This window comes from Heliorestis convoluta (assembly GCF_009649955.1).
Lineage (GTDB): Bacteria > Bacillota > Desulfitobacteriia > Heliobacteriales > Heliobacteriaceae > Heliorestis > Heliorestis convoluta.
In genome coordinates this window covers 2,425,459-2,443,151 of the sequence record NZ_CP045875.1, presented here as the reverse complement: position 1 = coordinate 2,443,151, position 17,693 = coordinate 2,425,459, and the positions used below count along the sequence as shown (strand labels likewise).

Below are 17,693 nucleotides of genomic sequence, written 5' to 3'. Positions count from 1 at the left end.
CCAATAAGACTACAGTGAATAGCTTTAGTAACTTAGAAAAAGATGGTTATAAACCATCTTTTTTCTGTATCTAGGAGGACTTGTTATGGCCTATTTGGCTCTTTACAGGGAGTGGAGACCTGGCACGTTCCAAGAACTGGTGGGCCAGGAGCATGTTAGCTGTACCTTACAAAATGCATTGGTCTATCAAAGAATGGCTCATGCCTATCTTTTTTGCGGACCTCGCGGAACAGGGAAAACAACAACAGCCAAAATTTTAGCCAAAGCCTTAAACTGTAGCAGTAATATAGAGCCTAAACAGAAGCCCTGCAACGAATGTAGCAATTGTCGTTCTATTAACAGTGGTTCATCTCATGATGTTCTAGAGATTGATGCTGCTTCCAACCGAGGCGTCGATGAAATTCGAGAGCTGCGCGAACAAGTAAAGTACGCACCTCAAGAAGGAACATACAAAGTTTACATTATTGATGAAGTTCATATGCTTACAACAGAAGCATTTAACGCCTTGTTAAAGACATTAGAAGAGCCTCCCGACAAGGTCATTTTCATTCTAGCTACTACAGAAGTCCACAAAATACCAGCAACCATTTTGTCTCGTTGTCAGCGTTTTGATTTTCGTCGTCTTGAAGCAAACCAAATCGTTACCCGTCTGCGCGAGATTTGTAGCCATCATCAAATCAACACCTCTGATGAAACGCTTCATTTTATTGCTCGCAAAGCAGAAGGCGGTCTGCGCGACGCCCTTAGTATCCTTGATCAAGCCCATTCTTTCGCAGGCGCGGCCATAACAACGGAAGATGTAACTACCATACTAGGTGCTGTTGGCGATGAAGCATTGTACAAAATGAGTGAGCATTTGTTCGAGGGAAATCTTTCCCAGGCCTTGCAGATGTTGAATGACTTGATGAATCGAGGTAAAGAAATTCGCCCCCTTACCAAGGACCTTCTTGAACATTATCGTGATCGCTTGATTTTAGCAACCATTCCGAACAGTCAAAGCTTGGTTAATCTATCACCAGAAGTCTTTACTATAATTTCCTCGAAAAGCACAGGCGACTCCATAGAAGAAATTCAAAGGGCACTGACAATTATTAGCAAAGCAGAGTCAGAGATGAAGTGGAGTACGCATCCACGACTGCTTTTAGAAGTTGCTTTGATTCGCATTGCTCGCCCCGAAGATAGCCCGGCACCACAACGAGGTTCCTCCCATACAACGGTTGATCCCATGGAGTTGCAAGCGTTGCGTCGCCGCATCGAAAGTTTAGAAAAGCGTTTACAAGGACAAATCACATCCCAAGCAGTTGCTTCAGACGCTTCCTTGATAACGGAAGCTCCACAACTGGCACCATCTTCTCCCCGACAACAAGAACCTCCGAAAAAAAGTGCCATCTCTCCGGTACGTTCATCAGAAAGCTTATCTTTTGAACAGGTTCAGCAGTGTTGGCCTGCGATTATCGAAAAAGCAAAAGCGAATTTGTCATCAGCACCTCTTCGAGCCATCTTGCGCAACCAGACGAGACTAGAAAAAGTAAGCGGACAGAGAGTTTACTTGCTTCATAGTTGTAATCTCTATGATCAACCCAACGATCCCCGTTTAAAAGACCTTGCTCTTGCTGTTCAAAAAGCTCTATCAGAACATTTTGGACAAACCCTGGAACTGCAAATCTATCATGAAAACCAGGGGATTCCTATAAGCGACCCGTCACGTTCCACAAGAACACCTTCTAATACGGTGCCTTTTCCTTTTATACCTGCAAAAAATCACACAACTCCTCCAAAATATGCTCCCAATGAAAAAGTCATTCGCGAAGCACTGGGGGAGCCGAACCTGCAAATAGAATGTACTGACAATCTACCTCTAGAGAAAGCAACCATCACCTATCAATTGAAAGATAAGTAATCTTTCGCAGCTGCTTCCATCTTTTCTGCTAACATAATTCCTTACAAAAAGGTCAAAATAAAAGCGGAATAGACAGGAGGTGAGTTTATGTCTATGATTAAATGCAACGTAGAAGAATGTCACTACAACCAAAGCGAATTCTGTCAGGCTTCCACCATCCATGTTAAGTCTAGAGTACCTGATCATATGACCAGTATTTCTGATGATACAGCCTGTGAAACTTTCATTCCCAAAACAACAAAAAAATAAGTTGCAAAGTCCTAACTGTTACCATGAGAAAGAGCCAGAAGAAAAGCGACTATAAGGTCCTTTCTTCTGGCTCTTTCTATGAAGGAGCAAGCTTTTTCATGTACTAGTCTTTCAAAACGAAGTAGTAAGGGATATGAAGTAAAAGTAACATAAGAGCCAATACGTGAGCTACGTTCCAAATGGGGCTGTACATTTCCATGCTTGAACACCTCCTATTATAATTAAATTGCACCACCTTCGGCCATAAGCAAAAGTAATAACCAGAAGATGGCGATTTAGGCATTATAATTCGACGCGAACCCAAGTTTTCCTTTTTGCAAACAGAATATAAACATTCTATTCACTATCATTGTATATGATTTGGTAGAAAAAATCACTATCTCTTTCCTTTTTTTTCAGACAGAATTATATATGTTTTATCTCTTTAGAAATGGCTCGAACTTCCAAGATTCCTGTTTCAGTAAATAGCTCAATTGTCCTTCCGTAGTTGCCCCCTACGTCCTCCGCTACTAAGGGAATTCCCAATTTGCGCAGCGCTACTTTGCAAGCTTCAATATTCCTATCGCCGATGCTTTTTTGTCCCGATGGGTCTTTAAAGTTAAACATCTGCGCTCCACCGGCCATCTTTGCCTGAATCCGTCGAGGTATTGCACCAAGCTCAACCATTCGACGCAGCAATTCTGGCAAAGCAGAGTCAGCGAATTTGGCTTTGTTCAAGACAGCCGCTTTAGACAGTTCTGTTGAAGGCAACATAACATGGGCAAGCCCTGCAATTTTTTTACTACTATCGTAGAAGGTCACACCGACACAAGAACCCAGGCCTAGCGTTGTGATGGTGTCTGGTTTGACGGCTACATTCAAATCGGCAATGCCGACTTTAATTACCGCCATAACCATGAACTCCTAAAGCCATGAAAATCTTTTCGAAAGACTCCGGATCAGGCAAGAGGAAAAAGTGGCCTGTCTTGCCTTTTCTCACAACAGCCTGTTGCACCTCATTGCCTTCCGCCTGAATCTCTGCATCGATCATAATCGCGTAGTCACTACTTTTTCCAATCTCCACGAGACCGTAGCTTAACAATGCGCCAGCCATGTCAATGGCCAAAGAGGGAACAGAAGGCTTCATCTCCAAGCCAGAAAAATCAGCCAGCGCCGTCAGATAAGAGCCCGATAAAATATTTCCTATCTCTTGAAGAACAGAAAGGGACATCTCACAGAACTCATCTTCCACTTTCAGTCCCGCCAGATCTTCCACGAGCCTCTTGGCATCTTCCTGATCTACAATGTAGAACATATTACCGGTGATATCGCCTTCAAAACGGAGAAATACAGATGTAATAATATTCTCTGCTCCACCTACATATTCTGTGATTTCATGAAAAGGCATGGGCATAACACGAGAGACTTGCATTCCTACGCGCTTGCCCAACAATTGTGACAATGCCGTAGCTGCATTGCCCGAACCAATATTGCTAATCTCTTTAAGCACATCAAGGTGAAAGGCACCCATATCTTTTATTATATCGCTCATCCTAACCTCCCCCTGTACTGCATCCACCCTACCGTATATGAGAAAAAATCCGCTTATCACTAACCTTGATATGATGAATCGTCCAGTTAATTAATATATCTCTCATTTCATTCAACTGCTCTTGTGATATTTCTTTCTTTAACAGACTTTTATGAAGATCGTAGACTTTGTTAATAAACCAACTGTGTTCTTCTCGATGACGCTTAAAATCATCGTAGCCATTTCGAATCATTAGTAATTCTTCGGCACCAAAGTGCTGAATCGAATAGCCAATTAGATAGTTCACTGTGTCTTCAATGGCTTCATAGTCCTGTTGCTCTACCGCTTCAGTAAAAGAAGAAATCCGTGCAAAGAGCTTTTTGTGCTGATCATCAATAATACCAATCCCCGTTAGCAGATCATCTTCCCATTTGACTTTCATTGCCTTCTCTCATCCACCTTTCCTTACAAAAAGCAGCCCGCCTTGCGCTGTTACTTTCCAATCATATGAATTTTTTCCGGAAGAATGTGCACCTCTGCTTTGTCACCAATTTCAGGTTTGCGCTGCAAAAAAGTATGCTTATCCATAACGACAGTGACAGGAATGGCGCAATTTACGGTTACCTTGTAATGCCATCCGTAAGGAGCTACTTTACTCACAAAACCCTCATAATTGTTACAAGCCCCCCTCCCCCAGGAGAGATCGTCAGAGCGAGCAAACACGGTGACAGTTTGACCTTCCGCGAAAAATTGGTACGCTTCAGTAAAAGGCACCTTCATCTTGATACCCTGATCGAGCTTGATTAGGATCTGCTTTTCCCGTTCACATCGCTTCTCAATCCTTCCTGACCACTCATTGTCAGCTCCGACTAGAGCAGCGACAGCGCTACAAGAAGGACGGTAAAAAATCTCTTCCACTGTGCCCTTTTGAACCATTTGACCATCGGCAAGCACAAAAATTTTGTCCGCCAAAAAAGGAATTTCCGAAAAATCATGGGTAATAAAAAGAGTGGTCATATTACTTTTCTTTATAATCAAGGAAATATCCTCTAACAATTGATTTTTTGTTGGCGCATCAAGAGCACTAAAAGGCTCATCCAAAAAAAGAAGTTCCGGCTCCAAAGCCATAGCTCGAGCAATACTTACTCTTTGTGCTTCTCCGCCAGACAAATGACGGGGATATCGCTCTTTTAAGTGACCGATTTTCAACCTTTCCATCCACTCTTCTACAATCGCTTCCCTACCTTTTTTTCTTCCTCTGATTTTGAGGCCGTAGGCAATATTGTCGTACACAGAGAGGTTCAACAACAAGGGTTCTTGGAAGACGACAGCGATTTTGCGTCTTTTTTCTATCATCGAACTTTTACGATTGACACTTCGTAGAAGCACTTCCCCTGTTGTTGGTTTTTCTAGAAAACTCAACAGCTTTAGCAAGCTGCTTTTTCCCGAGCCATTAGACCCAATTAAAGCAATATGATCGCCTTGATCAATCTGCATTGCTGGAATGTCGAGAATCTTCTTTCCATCCTTTATCCAGGTGAGGTTCTCTACCTCCAGAAGACTTTTTTTCGCCACTATCATGATCGTCGCTCCCGCTGTTGAAGTAATGTAAGCAACAAAGTAACTATATAGGCAATGGTCATCAAGATTATCGTCAAGGCCATGGCACGACCAAAGTTGCCTCGAGCCACTTCAAGTACCGTTGCAGTTGTCAACACTCTTGTTGAATCTTTAATATTGCCGCCCACCATCATAGAAGCGCCTACTTCCGAGATCACAGCACCAAAACCAGCAATGATAGCAGCAATAAGAGGCAACTTTGTTTCTCTGATGATAGCCCATAAATACTGCCACCTCGAAGCACCGAGTGACCAAATCTGCAAATGAAGCTTCGGATTCAGTTGCTGAATCCCGGCAATGGTAAAACCGGTCACCATGGGAAAAGCGATTACAAATTGGCCGATAATCAATGCCGTCGGTGTATAGATAAGCTCCAAGTGACCCAAGGGACCACTGCGCCATAAGAAAATACTCACCCACAAACCAATGGCTACGGGCGGAAAGGCCATCCCTGTATTTACGAGGCTAATTAAAATTTTACGTCCAGGAAATTTTCGAAGAGCCAGGTAAAGCCCCAAGGGTACACCTGTCAGGAGTGCCAAAAGTGTAGCTATTGTGGAAATTTGCAGGCTTCGCAAGGTAATACCAAAAACTTCAGTATCGAAAGTAACAAATATCCAGAAAGCTTCTACAATTCCTTGCCAGATGAGCTCCAAGCAGAACGACCACCTTTCCCTTTCTTGATCGACATAAAAACAAAAAATAAAAAAGGACAATCACACAAAGCGGTGGATTGACCTTTTGTCCCTAGCTCACCTGTCTCCTTTCCACCCTGGGAGGCCAGAAAGTTTCCTCGCTGACCCTATAGACTGGCAAGCCCTGCTTCCAAGAAAGAAGTGTAGGCAAACCAGTTCGGAGTTATTAAGTTTCTAAACTATTTATTCTACTTTTCATGACATTTTCCTGCTCTACTTCATACACAGAAGCCGCAACAATTCTGACAATAAAGCCTTTTACTACCGGGGTTGGCGAGGGCAGGAAGGGCTAACAAAAAAAAGCCCGCCTAGTTAAGGCGAGCTTTTCTTAAAAGCAATCAATGATTACCAGTTGTTGCGAGGTTGGAAGCAGTCACGGCAGTAGACAGGTCTGTCACCACGAGGTTGGAAAGGAACAGTTGTCTCTACGCCACAGGAAGAGCATGTAACAGGGTACATTTGACGCTCTTGACGGCCATAGGAACCGCCACCATTGCGGTTTGCTTTACGAGCAGAGCGGCACTCAGGGCAACGACCAGGCTCGTTGGTGAAACCTTTCTCAGCATAGAACTCTTGCTCAGAAGCAGTAAAATCAAATTCCCGTCCGCAATCCTTGCAGCCTAAAACTTTGTCTTGAAACATGTAAAAAAAGACCTCCTCAATATTTGCCCTGCTAGGGATACCTGTTCCTACCTCCCTAGCCAGCGGCCATTGAGAAGAGTAGACGTTCGCCATATCAGGGTCTGCACTAATTATACACGAAAAGAAATCATTTTATAAGGTCAAATTCTAAAAAAAATAAAAATTTTTTTCTTTAAGTGTACTCTTCAAAGTTTTGCAGAACTTCGCCACTGAACCAAAAATAGGAAAAGAATTGTGAAATTCACTCCCGCTATTAAGACCATAAGTTGGCTCAACCGTACAACAGGTATATACATCGTTTGCAACATTTCACCATCTAGCCGAGCCATGGCCAAAAGCACTGTCTCTAGAATAGGAAAATACTGTAGATGATAAATACCATGACCTGCAAAAAGAAGTGGCACAAGGGCAAAGAAAAATTGAACTTTTTTTGACGCACCTTTCCTTTGAAAAGGTTTAATGATTCCATAGGTGAAAGCGCCTGCTAACAAAGCAGAACCCCAGTATAACAAACTAAACCGAAACCAGTCATCAAAAGCCTCTATAGAAGGAAGCACACTATCAAAGAAAAATATTGGAACTAAAATGGCAACCAAAGCAGCGACAAAAATAACATAGCCTTGATTAACCCGTACCAATTGCCATAATTCTCTTCCCGGTATGCGCAAGTTTACTTCCACTGCATCATTGGGACAATTTCGTACACAATTCAAACAAAGTTTGCAATCGATATTATTATCTAAATAGGCAAGATGCTGCGACATGGGGCAACCAGCTATCTGGCCTTTCCCTTTATAACAGTCAAAGGTCGTACATTGATTCAAGCATAGGGATGTTTCTGCTCTTACCTCGATGAGAGAACTCATTGACGCAACGCCTATAAAACCACCGAGTGGACAAAGATAGCGACACCAGGCATGCCTTGTGTAAACAATCGCAATCACAACGGCGACCATCAGCAAGAACAGCAACAGCAATCCGGTAAAGAGAGGATGATGCCGAAAAGCAAAAGTTACTTCCACCCAAAAAATAAAAAGAAAAAATCCTGTCACAAGCAAGTAATCATATTTTTTTAACCATATCGGTGCAGGTCGATGATAACTTTTGATTCTTTGTACCTTTTCCATGACTGTAGAGACAGGGCAAAAAGTACACCAGATTCTACCCAAAATGGGCGATAAAAGGGCCAACAAAGGCCACCATAAGCCCCAAGCAAAAAGAAAAACTCCTGTCTTTACAGCCCAGTCCGGTTGCATCAATAGTAGGAAAAGAAGGCCAAAAAACAAAAAAGCAATCGTCTCTTTTAGCAACAACAATCCTTTTCCCTGCTTCAAGCTTTTACGCAGAAAAGGGATAGACAAAAGGTTAAAAGTGCCACCACTTTTTTTCGCTGTCGGCCCAAAGAAGACATGCTCAACGTCAATGCTCGTCCCATCAGCAAGCAAAAAAGCCCGTTCTATCACCTGCGCCAACTCCGTTACATTGCCCTGGTGATAACTGTGCGATAAAAGCAGCTTAATCGCTTCATTGCTTACAGTCGGAGCAACTCGCTGCTGTCTTTGAGCAAGCTCTTCTAAAATCCCTTGCACCAGAAAAGGTAGATCTCTTTTTCGTTGCCGCAAAGCTGGCAGAAAATAGGTATGCTGAAAGAAAAGGCTTAGCTCTTCTTCTAAAATCGTTGACAAATCGCCAATCTCTTCTTGTGCCAGTCGCAAGCTTCCTGTGATCACAAAGTTCGTCTTTTCCGATCGCAAAATTTTTGCAAGCTTTCGTTGGTGATAGGCTGTTACTTCATGTAAGTCTTGTACGAACAGAGTGCCGCCTTCTACCATTTTAAAGAGGCCGCCATCAGACATTTCAGACTCGGGTAGCGTACAGTCTAGCTGATACAACTCTCGATCCATTTCCGTCAAGTAACGCTCTAACTGACTTCCCTCTACAATTACAAAAGGGGCTCGTGCACCAAAGCGCTTTTTATGAATCATCCAGGCCATCATTTGCCGACCTGTACCACGTTCCCCGTACAAAAGCAAGTGATCATCATGATTGGCCAATGTAGCAATTGCTTCATCCATGAGTCGCGTCGTTTTAGGGCCGCCCCATACTTTATAGAACCTTTTCTCGATTTCATTGAGATAAAGGGTCGATCGTAAAAACTCTTTTTGTCTAGCGTCCCAAATCCCCAGGTTCACATTGTTAGCATGGCGCGATAAACGTTCTGCTAACTTTTTATATAGAATGGGCCACCCTGCCAGCAGTTGAAGAAAAAGATCTTCATCTAGGTATAAGACTCGACAGTCTGTCAAAGCTCGAATCGTAGTCGGGGCTGGTTCGTTAAGGCACAAAGAAATCTTGCCAAAAGAATCGCCAGCAATGAAAGTATTGATCCGAACGGGATCGAGTTCACCTTTGGTAACAACTGCTTCAACAGCACCTTCCACAATCACAAAAAAAGGATGCCTTACTTCCCCTTGCTGAATTACAATGGCACCCTGGCTATAACTTTTCCAATGAAAATCATCGGCGAGTGCCACAATCTTTTCTCTTGGTAAATCAAAGAAAAAGTCAACTTTCGACAAAGCAACTACTTTATCCCGTTCCATCAAGCCTTCACCTCCCGCTCTTCTGGCTATTCCTCATAGTAGCAGTCTATACTAAGAAAAAAAATGAGCCTGGTCACAGAAGGAGGCCTTGTAATGGCGGAATTTCATATGCTTTGTGGTATTCCCGGAAGCGGTAAATCAACGCTCGTCAATAAACTCTCAGGCTATCTCGTCTCTACCGATAAAATTCGAGAGTTCCTCTGGGGAAATGCCTCGATTCTCGATAAAGATCAATTGGTCTTCCATATAGCCAAAGATGTCGTTCAATATATGTTAGCTCGCAACGAAGACGTCATCTTCGACGCTACGAATCTAACACGAAGAAATCGAAGACCTTTTCTGAAAATCGCCAAAAATCATCAAGCCAAGGTGACACTCCATCTCGTTAGAACGACTTTGCCCACAGCCTTACAAAGAAATGCCCAACGTCAACGGAAAGTACCGGAAGCTGCTATTCGCTCCTTGCATCATTCTTTCCAAATGCCCACGCTATCAGAGCAAATTGATCGCATTGTCATTTACAATGAAGAATAGGAAGAGGCAACTTTTCCTATCATCACAAGTCAGTTCCATGTAGGAATATGGGGAGGAAAAGGAGAAGAAAAAGAATATATTATCTTAAAATAAAACCCAAAAATGCTCCCCACCTTGAAAGAGGCGATCAGCTTGTCCATGTCCACATCTTTACGAGCATTGCTGCTAGAGCAAATAGAAAAGCATCACCGCAAAAGGATTGATATTTACGAACTATTACAAAATGCACCGGGCGAGACAAACTATCAAGAAATTGCCACTGTTATTACCGATTTATTGGCAGAAAAACTCTTAGAGCCTGTCAAAAGCAAAGGCTTCAACAACAAAAAGCCACCCTTGCCCCATCAGCTGCGAATTAACAAGACCGCTCTACAGGAATCCTTCTTCGATGCTTTAAATCGTTTCAAATTACAGCTCCATCCCGCCATAGATCTGTCGGCTTACTACCGTTTAGGAGCCCAAGCTTTTGAAAAAGATCGGCACCAGATTGTGACGCTTAATAAATACCTTCTAAAGCAAGACTCTCTGCTTATAGAGGCTTCTCTTCCAGAGCGGTCTTACGAGATTTTTGGAGACGAAAAATATTTAGAAGAAAAAAAAGGTCTCGAGCTGCTCCAACGCCTTGGTATAACAGCCGAAGACCTTTCTCTCCAGCAAAATCCCGACCCTGTTATGTTCGCCCTACATAAAGAATTGTATCAAGAAGAGAAAAAAGAACATTGCCATCTTATCGTAGAAAACAAAACAGCCTTTCACATTTTATTACCATATATACAAGCACAATCTTTTTTTACCACCTTGATTTACGGTCAAGGCAAAGCCATTATAGCCACCTTACGCAACTTCAAAGTGCAAGCTTGTTTTTCTAAAGAAACAAGCCACTCCTTCTATTACTATGGTGATATCGATCGAGAAGGCCTTTCTATTTTCTACAGCTTGCACCAGCGATACAAGCTCCAACCATGTCTTCCTTTTTATAAATCACTCCTAACAAAAAGAGCCAGAAAAGGCAAAGAGTATCAACGGCTAAAGGAAGAAGCCCTTGCCAACCTAGAAACTCTATTTCCAGCAGATATGGCCGAAAAAATAAAAAACATTCTGCAATCAGGTACTTATCTGCCCCAAGAAGCCCTATCTACAGAAGAAACAGAAAGGATATGGAGAGAAGAGTCATGGATCCAAGACTACAAGACGTAACAAGTGGCTATCGGGAGCGAATGGGTCGCCTGGCGATTTTCGATCCCCTCTATGAACTAGGTAGGAAAGTAACCAAAGACGAGAGCGGCAATAGCATTGACTGGTTTAGCCTAGGCTTAATCTCATTGCTCTTCTTCTTCGAAAGCATGCTGACACGGCGAAAACAGACATCGTTTCACGATCTAGCACAGTACCTTCAAAACCTAAACAACCGAGGACCCATCATAACAGATAGCAAAGGCTTTGATAAAATAGCAGAAGAAATCATTGATACTTTTCGCGGTACCGGTAAAAAGAAAGAAAAAAGCTTTTACAACTGGGAAACAAAGCAAATTGAAACTTTTGAATATGCCCTTTTAGAAGTCCATGACTCTAACGTTGCTCAAAACATTCAATACTATCGCCTCAGCGAGCAAGGGCTTGACCTCATCTTTGCCACCAAAGAATACTTTAGCGAATTTCAGCTTTCCATTAATCAATTGGTGCTCCGCAAACAATTGGAAAAAGGAGAGCTCAACAGCGCTTTACGAGAAATTGATGAAATGCGCGTCGCCGTAGAAAAGCTTCACCGCAAAATGGAACAACTGAACTTAGAAGTACAACGCAACATCATCTCTTATGAAACACAAAAGCGATACAGCGCCACCATCGACGATATCCATAGCCGCTTACAACGAGAAGATGAAGAATTTCGTGAACTTCATAGCTTTATTGTGGAGAAAAAGAAAAATCAAGCCTACGAGCTGAACAAGGCCAACGAAAAAGATCAGCAAGCCTACCGTCTGCTGATCGAAATTGCCAAAGAACTAGAAGAAGTACACTACCAGCACCGCACACTGCTCCATGATAGCATTACCTTACAACGCAAAGCTTTACAAGCCGCCAAAGAATCTCTCTATCACGCAGGCTTGATCGCTTTTAACTTTAATCAAGACATTACTTCTTTCGTCGTCGCCACACCACTGCCTTTACAAAGCCTTGAAGGCATTGCACAACCCTTTCTAGGCCTAGAACCGCAACGCAGGTGGTCGCCTTTTGAGCTTTTTGCACCCCAGCGCACAGGCCACGAAGAAAGCGGCGAATGGAGAATCCATCAGTTTATGGAAGCAGAAGAACAGCAAGAAGATCAGACCTTTTTACAGCAACAACTACATAATTTTCGGATTATCAGCGAAAAGCTTGCTTATTTTATGGGCGTAAGTACAGAAATCTACCTTTCTCAATTTGTCAACCATCTGCAAAAATTGTCCCAAGAAGAAAATGCAGTAGAAGAAATAGGTCAGGTATCGGCAAAAGACTTGTTAAGCAATCGCTCCTTTTACGACTATTGGCTCTTTGTACACCAGCGTTCTCCGATGCTTCGAGGAGAAGAGGAAGAAAAGCAAAGCCACCTCGTTGATGAAATCATGGCTGCTTTTCCCCAGGCTGAGGCAATTTTAGTGGAAGAAGAAAGGCCTTTATTACAACCTCATGATCGCTATCAAATTCAAGAGATGAAGTTACAGATAAGGATGAAAGAACGATGATCCTCTACAGTCACGAACAGACCGAACAAACCTTTCGTCTCCTGGTGCAACTATTGCGACAAGGCCAACTCAACGACCAACATCCCTCTTTTCACGACTACCGTACGAGCAGTGAAGTGCGCAGCCTCGCCGAAGACTTTGCCAAAGAGCTCGATAGCGTAATCATCAAAACATCTGATCACCTCTACCTTATTCCCCGCTCTGGCCAATCCCCTTTTGCGTTGAAAAACGCCTGGATCAAGCGAGATTACTTGGGCACGGGAGCAACTAACGTAGACCTTTACATGATGTATTTTGCCATCATCGTCTTCTTCGGAGAATTCTATGATAGCTACGAAAGCCCCGAAGCAACGCGAGACTTTCTCAGCCTTAGTGACTGGATGATAAAAATCCGCGAACGCCTTGACACCTTGAAAGAGCAAGGTCGAGAAAAGCTGGAAAACCTTGAAGGCGACACCGAATGGAACTGGCTTGCTGTGATTGATTACTGGGACAACTTAGACGACTTAAAAGAAAAGGCCAAGCGTCAAGATAGTCGTCAACAAAGTCGCCTAGGCTTTCTAAAAAAAGTAATTCGCTTTCTAGAAGACCAAGGACTTGCCCAAAGCCAGGGGCGAAACGAATTCTTTATCACGGAAAAAGCCAAAATTATCGTCCAGCGCTACTTTATGGACCGGGAACACAATCGCGATCTCCTGGCCTTTATGTACCAGTATGATCAGGCGAAAGGAGAGAATTCCCCTGCCAGCCATCTCCAAGATACGACTGACCAATCTTCAGTATGAACAAGGCAACAAGCGATACAACGACACCCTTTTCCGCTTTGAGGGCTACAACGGTGCCATCTTACTCGAAAACGGCGGCGGCAAATCCGTTCTCGTTCAAACGATTATCCAAGCCCTGCTTCCCAATGCACCTCTAGCCGATCGTAAAGTGCGCGATACCTTTGATGTAACAGGTTCCCCAGCCCACATTGCCGTTGAGTGGATTCTCACCGAAAGACCGCGCCGCTATGGCCTCACCTGTATCACCTTATACATGGGCAGAGAAGGCATAGAATACTTGCTTTATGCTTACGAATACGGCAGTGGTGATAAGAATTGCATAGAAAATCTTCCTTTTGTCCGCCCTGACGGCAAAAGCAAACGCCCTGCAGGCCGAGAAGAAATGAAGGAATATTACCAGGCCATGGTCTCTAACCACCCCCGCTTTGCCAAAACCTTTAGCACGCGCAAAGAATATCAAGCTTACATAGAAGAAAATTTTCAACTTGTCTCCTCAGAATGGGAAGCCATCGTTAAGATCAACAGCGCTGAAGGTGGCGTCGAAAAGTTTTTTGAACAATGTAGCAGTACCGTACAACTGGTTGACCGTCTGCTCATTCCTGTTGTAGAAAAAGGCCTTGCCGGTGAAGGTACCAAAGACTTTGCCCGTCTCTTTGATAACCATCGCCAACAATTTAAAGAATATTTAGAACTAGCAACACAACTTGAAGAAAACAAAGATTTGCTAGAGCAAGTCTTTCGCCTCGTAGAACAATACAAAGATTATGATCAAAAAGAAAAAACCTATAATAACTTACAATCTCGCGCCAAAGGCCTTGTAGAAAGAATTGAAAAGGAAATCGAAGAAGGCCAGGCGAAACTTGCCACCTTAGAACAAGAAAGAATCAATATCCTTCGCCAAAAAGAGTTATTACAGCAGCAAAAAATATCCCTCGACATCGCCTATCTGCAACAAGAACAAAAAGAGCAAGAAAAAACCCTCGACAAGTTGGCCATAGAATTAGAAGAAAAAGAAGAACAAATCAAGCAACTTCAACAAAAAATTGCAGAGCTCAAAATGGCAAGACTTCAGAAACAATACAAGGAAAAAAAAGAAAAGCAAGTTCTATACCAAAAAGAACTAGAAGAACTTGATCAGTCACCAGATATAGCAACATGGCAAGAATCCAAGCAAAAATTACTGCAACAAATGCGTTTTTGCTATGACCGAAAAGAAATCACTTACCAACAATATTATCAAGAAGCTCAAGAGCGACAAAAAGAACTAGAAGCAATTTGTCAAGAAAAGAAAAAAGCTCTCCAAGAAAAAGAGCAACAAAGCAGAAACGTTCAGTTTGAAATCGTAAAAAAACAAAGAGACATAGGCCACTATCAACAACAAATGGACGACATCGCCCAAGACATACTCAGCGATTGTCAAAAAGAACAAGTAGAAAAACAACTACCACTGTGGCAAGAACGCTCCCAAGAAGTAGGAACTTCTCTAACAAGATTACTAGAACAACTAAGTCAGTGGAAAGCGCAAGAAATTACTCTACAAGAAGACATAGAAAAAGCAAGGCAAGAACAAGTTCAGAAAGCAGAAAAGCAAAAAGAACTAGAAACAGAACTAAATCAGATTGACAATTTTGGCTTTCATTTGATAGAGAGACTTCATCAGCTTTCACCACAAGATAGCACCATTCACTCCATCTATCACCGTGAAAGCTCCCTACGCCATCGCCTCGAAGAAAAGCGCAAATATCTAGAAGAAGTAAAAGAAAAGTCCCTAGAACAAGAACGCACTTTCTTACGGTACTATGAGCTATACAAAGACAACCATACCTTTACTGCCGATCCCGCTTTAGAACAAGAAGCGCTTCTGTGGCGCCGTAACATTCCCTCTCTGCAAATGGGAACAGACTACGTTGAGATGGTCCTGCAAGAACATAAAGAAAGCACCATTAAGAAACTTTATCAAAACTTTCCCTTCTGGCCCCTGGCCTTGATTTGCACGACAGCTGATCGAGAAAAGCTCTATCGCCTCGTAGCCAAAAAAGGCTCTCACTGGACCCACCCTATTTATATCCTTAGTGACCAAGAAGCCCAAAAGACAATTACAGCGCCCTTTCATGAAGAAGAAGCGAGAAAAGTTGTCATCCCCACAGCCTGGCCTACCATGACCGATAGCCGGCAGTTTTATCAATGGTTACAAAGCAGCAGCCAAGAAGCGAATCGATTGGCACATCAACGTAAGGAAAAGGAAGAAAAAGCACGACAATGGCAAGCTCTTCAAGAAGACTTTCATCGCTTTTGGAATCAATATTCTTTCGAAAAAGTCTATCAACCCTTGAAAGAAGCCTTATCAACCACCCAAAAAGAACGTTTGCTGCTAGAGCAAGATCTGGAAGCAAAAAAGAAGCAGCTCAAAGCTCTTGAAAAATTCTATAACGAAGGAATGCGCAAAAAAAGTGATCTAGAATTAGAACAACAGGATTTATACCGTCGCTACCAACAAGGGCTAAAGTGGAAAGAACAACAAAGCAAAAAACAACAAGCACTTCTTGAAGTAGAGAGACTGGAAAAGGATAGCCTAGATTTAAAAGTAGAAGAAGAAAAAATTCGTTCCCAAAAAAACTTGCAAGAAAAATATTTGGAAGAGCAAAAAGAGCAAGTTCGTGACTACCAGAGCAGCCTTTCCAGTCTACAAAATGAAGAAGAATATGAACTCACAAGATCTATAAAAGCCCAACAAACAGACCAGGCTCTAGAAAGTATAAAAACACAATATAAAGAAATTGAAAAGAAACTACAAGGCCTACAAAGCAGTCGACTTCATTTAGAAGAAAGAGTCACTTCCCTCAAAAATGAAATAATTGAACTGAACAAGCAAATCGAAGAACTCTCTTTAGAATATAACGCTTTCAACATCGCCACCATTTCTTTTCCACCACAAGGAGAAAAAGAAATCAAAAAACTGGCGAAGTTGTTACAAGAAGATAATAAGTCTAAAGAACAACTTCTTGATGAACAGCGCTTTCAAAAGACACAGTGTGATCGCTTAGAAGCAACCATCGAAGAAAAAATAAAAAACTACCAAAAATTGTTTCCCCGCCAATCTCTTTATACCTTCAATAATGTATCGCTTCAGGTCGTGGAAAAAAATCTAAAAGAAGAAGAGCAAAGAAGCAGCCAAAAAGAACAATGGCTTACCCAGGAAGTAGCAAAGGCTAGCCAACATCTCAAAGAACTAGAGCGACTGGCACAAAAGCTTGCTATCGCCCAGGAACGCTATCACTTTCGACTAGAAAGCATTGCCCCAATCGCATTAAGTGCGCAAGAAGAACAAGACTATCCCTATCGAAGAGGGGCTTTTCTCGAAGCTCTTCTAGAAGAATTGGAGAAGGAAAAAAAATCCTTAGAAGAAGAACACCGTAAAGTAGAGAAACAAAGGCAACACTTCGAAGGCTATTGCCGCCGCCAGCTCAACGACGAAAAAACAAAACAGCAATCTCTTAAAGGCGTAGAGCAACGTAACAACTATAAAGAAATCAAAGAATGGAGTGATCGCTTACAAGAGCGAATCGAAGCAGCCAACCACATTGCCGAAGACAATATGCGCACCTTAGACGCGCAAGTACAGCAATTTATCAGTCATCTTCATACCCATCTCTTGCGTATCTGTGAAGAATTGCGGAGCATTCCCAAAATGACAGCTGTTCGTGTTGAAGATCGGCGACGAGAAATTTTTGACTTTTCCATTCCCAGTTGGGAAGAAACAGAAGGGAAAATGCGACTGCGCCAACATATAGAATGGATGCTACAAGAGTTAGAAAAAGAAAAGTTTCAAACTGACAAAGACCAGGAAGACAAAGCAAAAGTGCAAAGCCATATTGAATCGTGGCTTCACCCCAAGCAACTTTTACAAATTGTTGCCTCCAATCAAGAGATCAAAGTGCGTTGTCGCAAAGTTACGAATGACAACAAAGTAAGCGCCACCTTAACAGATTGGCCCACCAGTGAAAAATGGTCCGGTGGTGAAAAATGGAGCAAAAACATGACCCTTTTTCTCGGAATTCTCAACTATCTAGCTGAGAAACGGCAGCACATCAGCAAAGGCCAGGGCAACTACCGCGTTGTCATCTTAGATAACCCTTTCGGAAAAGCTTCAAGCAGCCACGTCTTAAGCCCCGTTTTCTACATAGCACGCCAATTGGGCTTTCAGATTGTAGCTTTAACAGCCCATGCCGAGGGAAAATTTTTACGCGATTACTTTCCCGTACTTTATAGTTGCCGCCTTCGCCCCACCAAGGATCCTTCTATCTCCATTGTAGAGACACAAAAAGATATTTTCTATGCTTTCTTCCAAGATCAGGCGCCTCATAGCATTGACCGTTTAGAAGAAACAGAGCAATTAACACTTTTATAATCATTTTTAAGCAGGATTTTATTA

General features: G+C 42.6%; 14 protein-coding genes and 1 riboswitch. Of the genes, 7 read left to right on the top strand and 7 right to left on the bottom strand.

The annotated features are described in order from the left end of the window. Nucleotides 1–85: 85 nt before the first annotated feature. Both dnaX and FTV88_RS11650 read left to right on the top strand, forming a co-directional pair. On the top strand, nucleotides 86–1,900 hold the full coding sequence (gene dnaX / locus FTV88_RS11655) for a DNA polymerase III subunit gamma/tau (protein WP_153725778.1): 1,815 nt from the start codon (nucleotides 86–88) through the stop codon (nucleotides 1,898–1,900). 87 nt (nucleotides 1,901–1,987) lie between these two features. Next, the gene (locus FTV88_RS11650) at nucleotides 1,988–2,149 is read left to right on the top strand and encodes a DUF1540 domain-containing protein (RefSeq protein ID WP_153725777.1); all 162 of its coding nucleotides are present in this window, start codon (nucleotides 1,988–1,990) and stop codon (nucleotides 2,147–2,149) included. 405 nt (nucleotides 2,150–2,554) lie between these two features. On the opposite strand, the gene FTV88_RS11645 is transcribed toward FTV88_RS11650, so the two are convergent. From FTV88_RS11645 to FTV88_RS11615, 7 genes are all read right to left on the bottom strand, one after another. Next, nucleotides 2,555–3,046: a chemotaxis protein CheD gene (locus FTV88_RS11645; protein WP_153725776.1), complete on the bottom strand. Its 492-nt coding sequence runs from the start codon at nucleotides 3,044–3,046 to the stop codon at nucleotides 2,555–2,557. After that, entirely contained in the window at nucleotides 3,027–3,680 is a 654-nt protein-coding gene (locus FTV88_RS11640) for a chemotaxis protein CheC (RefSeq protein WP_153725775.1), read from the bottom strand. Before FTV88_RS11640 ends, FTV88_RS11645 begins: the two co-directional genes overlap by 20 nt. Nucleotides 3,681–3,708: 28 nt before the next feature. Further along, entirely contained in the window at nucleotides 3,709–4,101 is a 393-nt protein-coding gene (locus FTV88_RS11635) for a bacteriohemerythrin (RefSeq protein WP_153725774.1), read from the bottom strand. Nucleotides 4,102–4,151: 50 nt separating this feature from the next. Further along, entirely contained in the window at nucleotides 4,152–5,240 is a 1,089-nt protein-coding gene (locus FTV88_RS11630) for an ABC transporter ATP-binding protein (RefSeq protein WP_153725773.1), read from the bottom strand. Next, a complete protein-coding gene (locus tag FTV88_RS11625; protein WP_153725772.1) occupies nucleotides 5,237–5,935 on the bottom strand; it encodes an ABC transporter permease in 699 nt (232 codons plus the stop codon). Before FTV88_RS11625 ends, FTV88_RS11630 begins: the two co-directional genes overlap by 4 nt. An 88-nt stretch (nucleotides 5,936–6,023) precedes the next feature. Beyond that, nucleotides 6,024–6,148, bottom strand: a riboswitch (molybdenum cofactor riboswitch). Nucleotides 6,149–6,319: 171 nt separating this feature from the next. Then, nucleotides 6,320–6,616, bottom strand: coding sequence for a zinc-ribbon domain containing protein (locus FTV88_RS11620; protein WP_153725771.1), 297 nt, complete (start codon nucleotides 6,614–6,616; stop codon nucleotides 6,320–6,322). Nucleotides 6,617–6,801: 185 nt separating this feature from the next. Next, on the bottom strand, nucleotides 6,802–9,219 hold the full coding sequence (locus tag FTV88_RS11615) for a cyclic nucleotide-binding domain-containing protein (RefSeq protein WP_162008018.1): 2,418 nt from the start codon (nucleotides 9,217–9,219) through the stop codon (nucleotides 6,802–6,804). Nucleotides 9,220–9,312: 93 nt separating this feature from the next. Between FTV88_RS11615 and FTV88_RS11610 the strand changes: the two genes are divergently transcribed. The 5 genes from FTV88_RS11610 (at nucleotide 9,313) to FTV88_RS11590 (ending at nucleotide 17,669) form a co-directional block, all read left to right on the top strand. Beyond that, on the top strand, nucleotides 9,313–9,753 hold the full coding sequence (locus tag FTV88_RS11610; RefSeq protein WP_162008017.1) for an ATP-binding protein: 441 nt from the start codon (nucleotides 9,313–9,315) through the stop codon (nucleotides 9,751–9,753). 138 nt (nucleotides 9,754–9,891) lie between these two features. Then, nucleotides 9,892–10,950: a Wadjet anti-phage system protein JetD domain-containing protein gene (locus FTV88_RS11605; protein WP_243137518.1), complete on the top strand. Its 1,059-nt coding sequence runs from the start codon at nucleotides 9,892–9,894 to the stop codon at nucleotides 10,948–10,950. After that, nucleotides 10,926–12,476: a replicative DNA helicase gene (locus FTV88_RS11600; protein WP_162008015.1), complete on the top strand. Its 1,551-nt coding sequence runs from the start codon at nucleotides 10,926–10,928 to the stop codon at nucleotides 12,474–12,476. The genes FTV88_RS11605 and FTV88_RS11600 overlap by 25 nt, the downstream gene beginning before the upstream one ends. Next, the gene (locus tag FTV88_RS11595; RefSeq protein WP_153725766.1) at nucleotides 12,473–13,261 is read left to right on the top strand and encodes a DUF6063 family protein; all 789 of its coding nucleotides are present in this window, start codon (nucleotides 12,473–12,475) and stop codon (nucleotides 13,259–13,261) included. Before FTV88_RS11600 ends, FTV88_RS11595 begins: the two co-directional genes overlap by 4 nt. Beyond that, nucleotides 13,191–17,669: a coiled-coil domain-containing protein gene (locus tag FTV88_RS11590; protein WP_153725765.1), complete on the top strand. Its 4,479-nt coding sequence runs from the start codon at nucleotides 13,191–13,193 to the stop codon at nucleotides 17,667–17,669. The genes FTV88_RS11595 and FTV88_RS11590 overlap by 71 nt, the downstream gene beginning before the upstream one ends. The last annotated feature ends 24 nt before the right edge of the window (nucleotides 17,670–17,693 follow it).

What these genes read in the sequence shown, in the direction of transcription:
- dnaX (WP_153725778.1), top strand. Translation starts at nt 86, where the DNA reads ATGGCCTATTTGGCTCTTTACAGGGAGTGGAGACCTGGCACGTTCCAA.
- FTV88_RS11650 (WP_153725777.1), top strand. Translation starts at nt 1,988, where the DNA reads ATGTCTATGATTAAATGCAACGTAGAAGAATGTCACTACAACCAAAGC.
- FTV88_RS11645 (WP_153725776.1), bottom strand. Translation starts at nt 3,046, where the DNA reads ATGGTTATGGCGGTAATTAAAGTCGGCATTGCCGATTTGAATGTAGCC.
- FTV88_RS11640 (WP_153725775.1), bottom strand. Translation starts at nt 3,680, where the DNA reads ATGAGCGATATAATAAAAGATATGGGTGCCTTTCACCTTGATGTGCTT.
- FTV88_RS11635 (WP_153725774.1), bottom strand. Translation starts at nt 4,101, where the DNA reads ATGAAAGTCAAATGGGAAGATGATCTGCTAACGGGGATTGGTATTATT.
- FTV88_RS11630 (WP_153725773.1), bottom strand. Translation starts at nt 5,240, where the DNA reads ATGATAGTGGCGAAAAAAAGTCTTCTGGAGGTAGAGAACCTCACCTGG.
- FTV88_RS11620 (WP_153725771.1), bottom strand. Translation starts at nt 6,616, where the DNA reads ATGTTTCAAGACAAAGTTTTAGGCTGCAAGGATTGCGGACGGGAATTT.
- FTV88_RS11615 (WP_162008018.1), bottom strand. Translation starts at nt 9,219, where the DNA reads ATGGAACGGGATAAAGTAGTTGCTTTGTCGAAAGTTGACTTTTTCTTT.
- FTV88_RS11610 (WP_162008017.1), top strand. Translation starts at nt 9,313, where the DNA reads ATGGCGGAATTTCATATGCTTTGTGGTATTCCCGGAAGCGGTAAATCA.
- FTV88_RS11605 (WP_243137518.1), top strand. Translation starts at nt 9,892, where the DNA reads ATGTCCACATCTTTACGAGCATTGCTGCTAGAGCAAATAGAAAAGCAT.
- FTV88_RS11600 (WP_162008015.1), top strand. Translation starts at nt 10,926, where the DNA reads ATGGATCCAAGACTACAAGACGTAACAAGTGGCTATCGGGAGCGAATG.
- FTV88_RS11595 (WP_153725766.1), top strand. Translation starts at nt 12,473, where the DNA reads ATGATCCTCTACAGTCACGAACAGACCGAACAAACCTTTCGTCTCCTG.
- FTV88_RS11590 (WP_153725765.1), top strand. Translation starts at nt 13,191, where the DNA reads ATGATCAGGCGAAAGGAGAGAATTCCCCTGCCAGCCATCTCCAAGATA.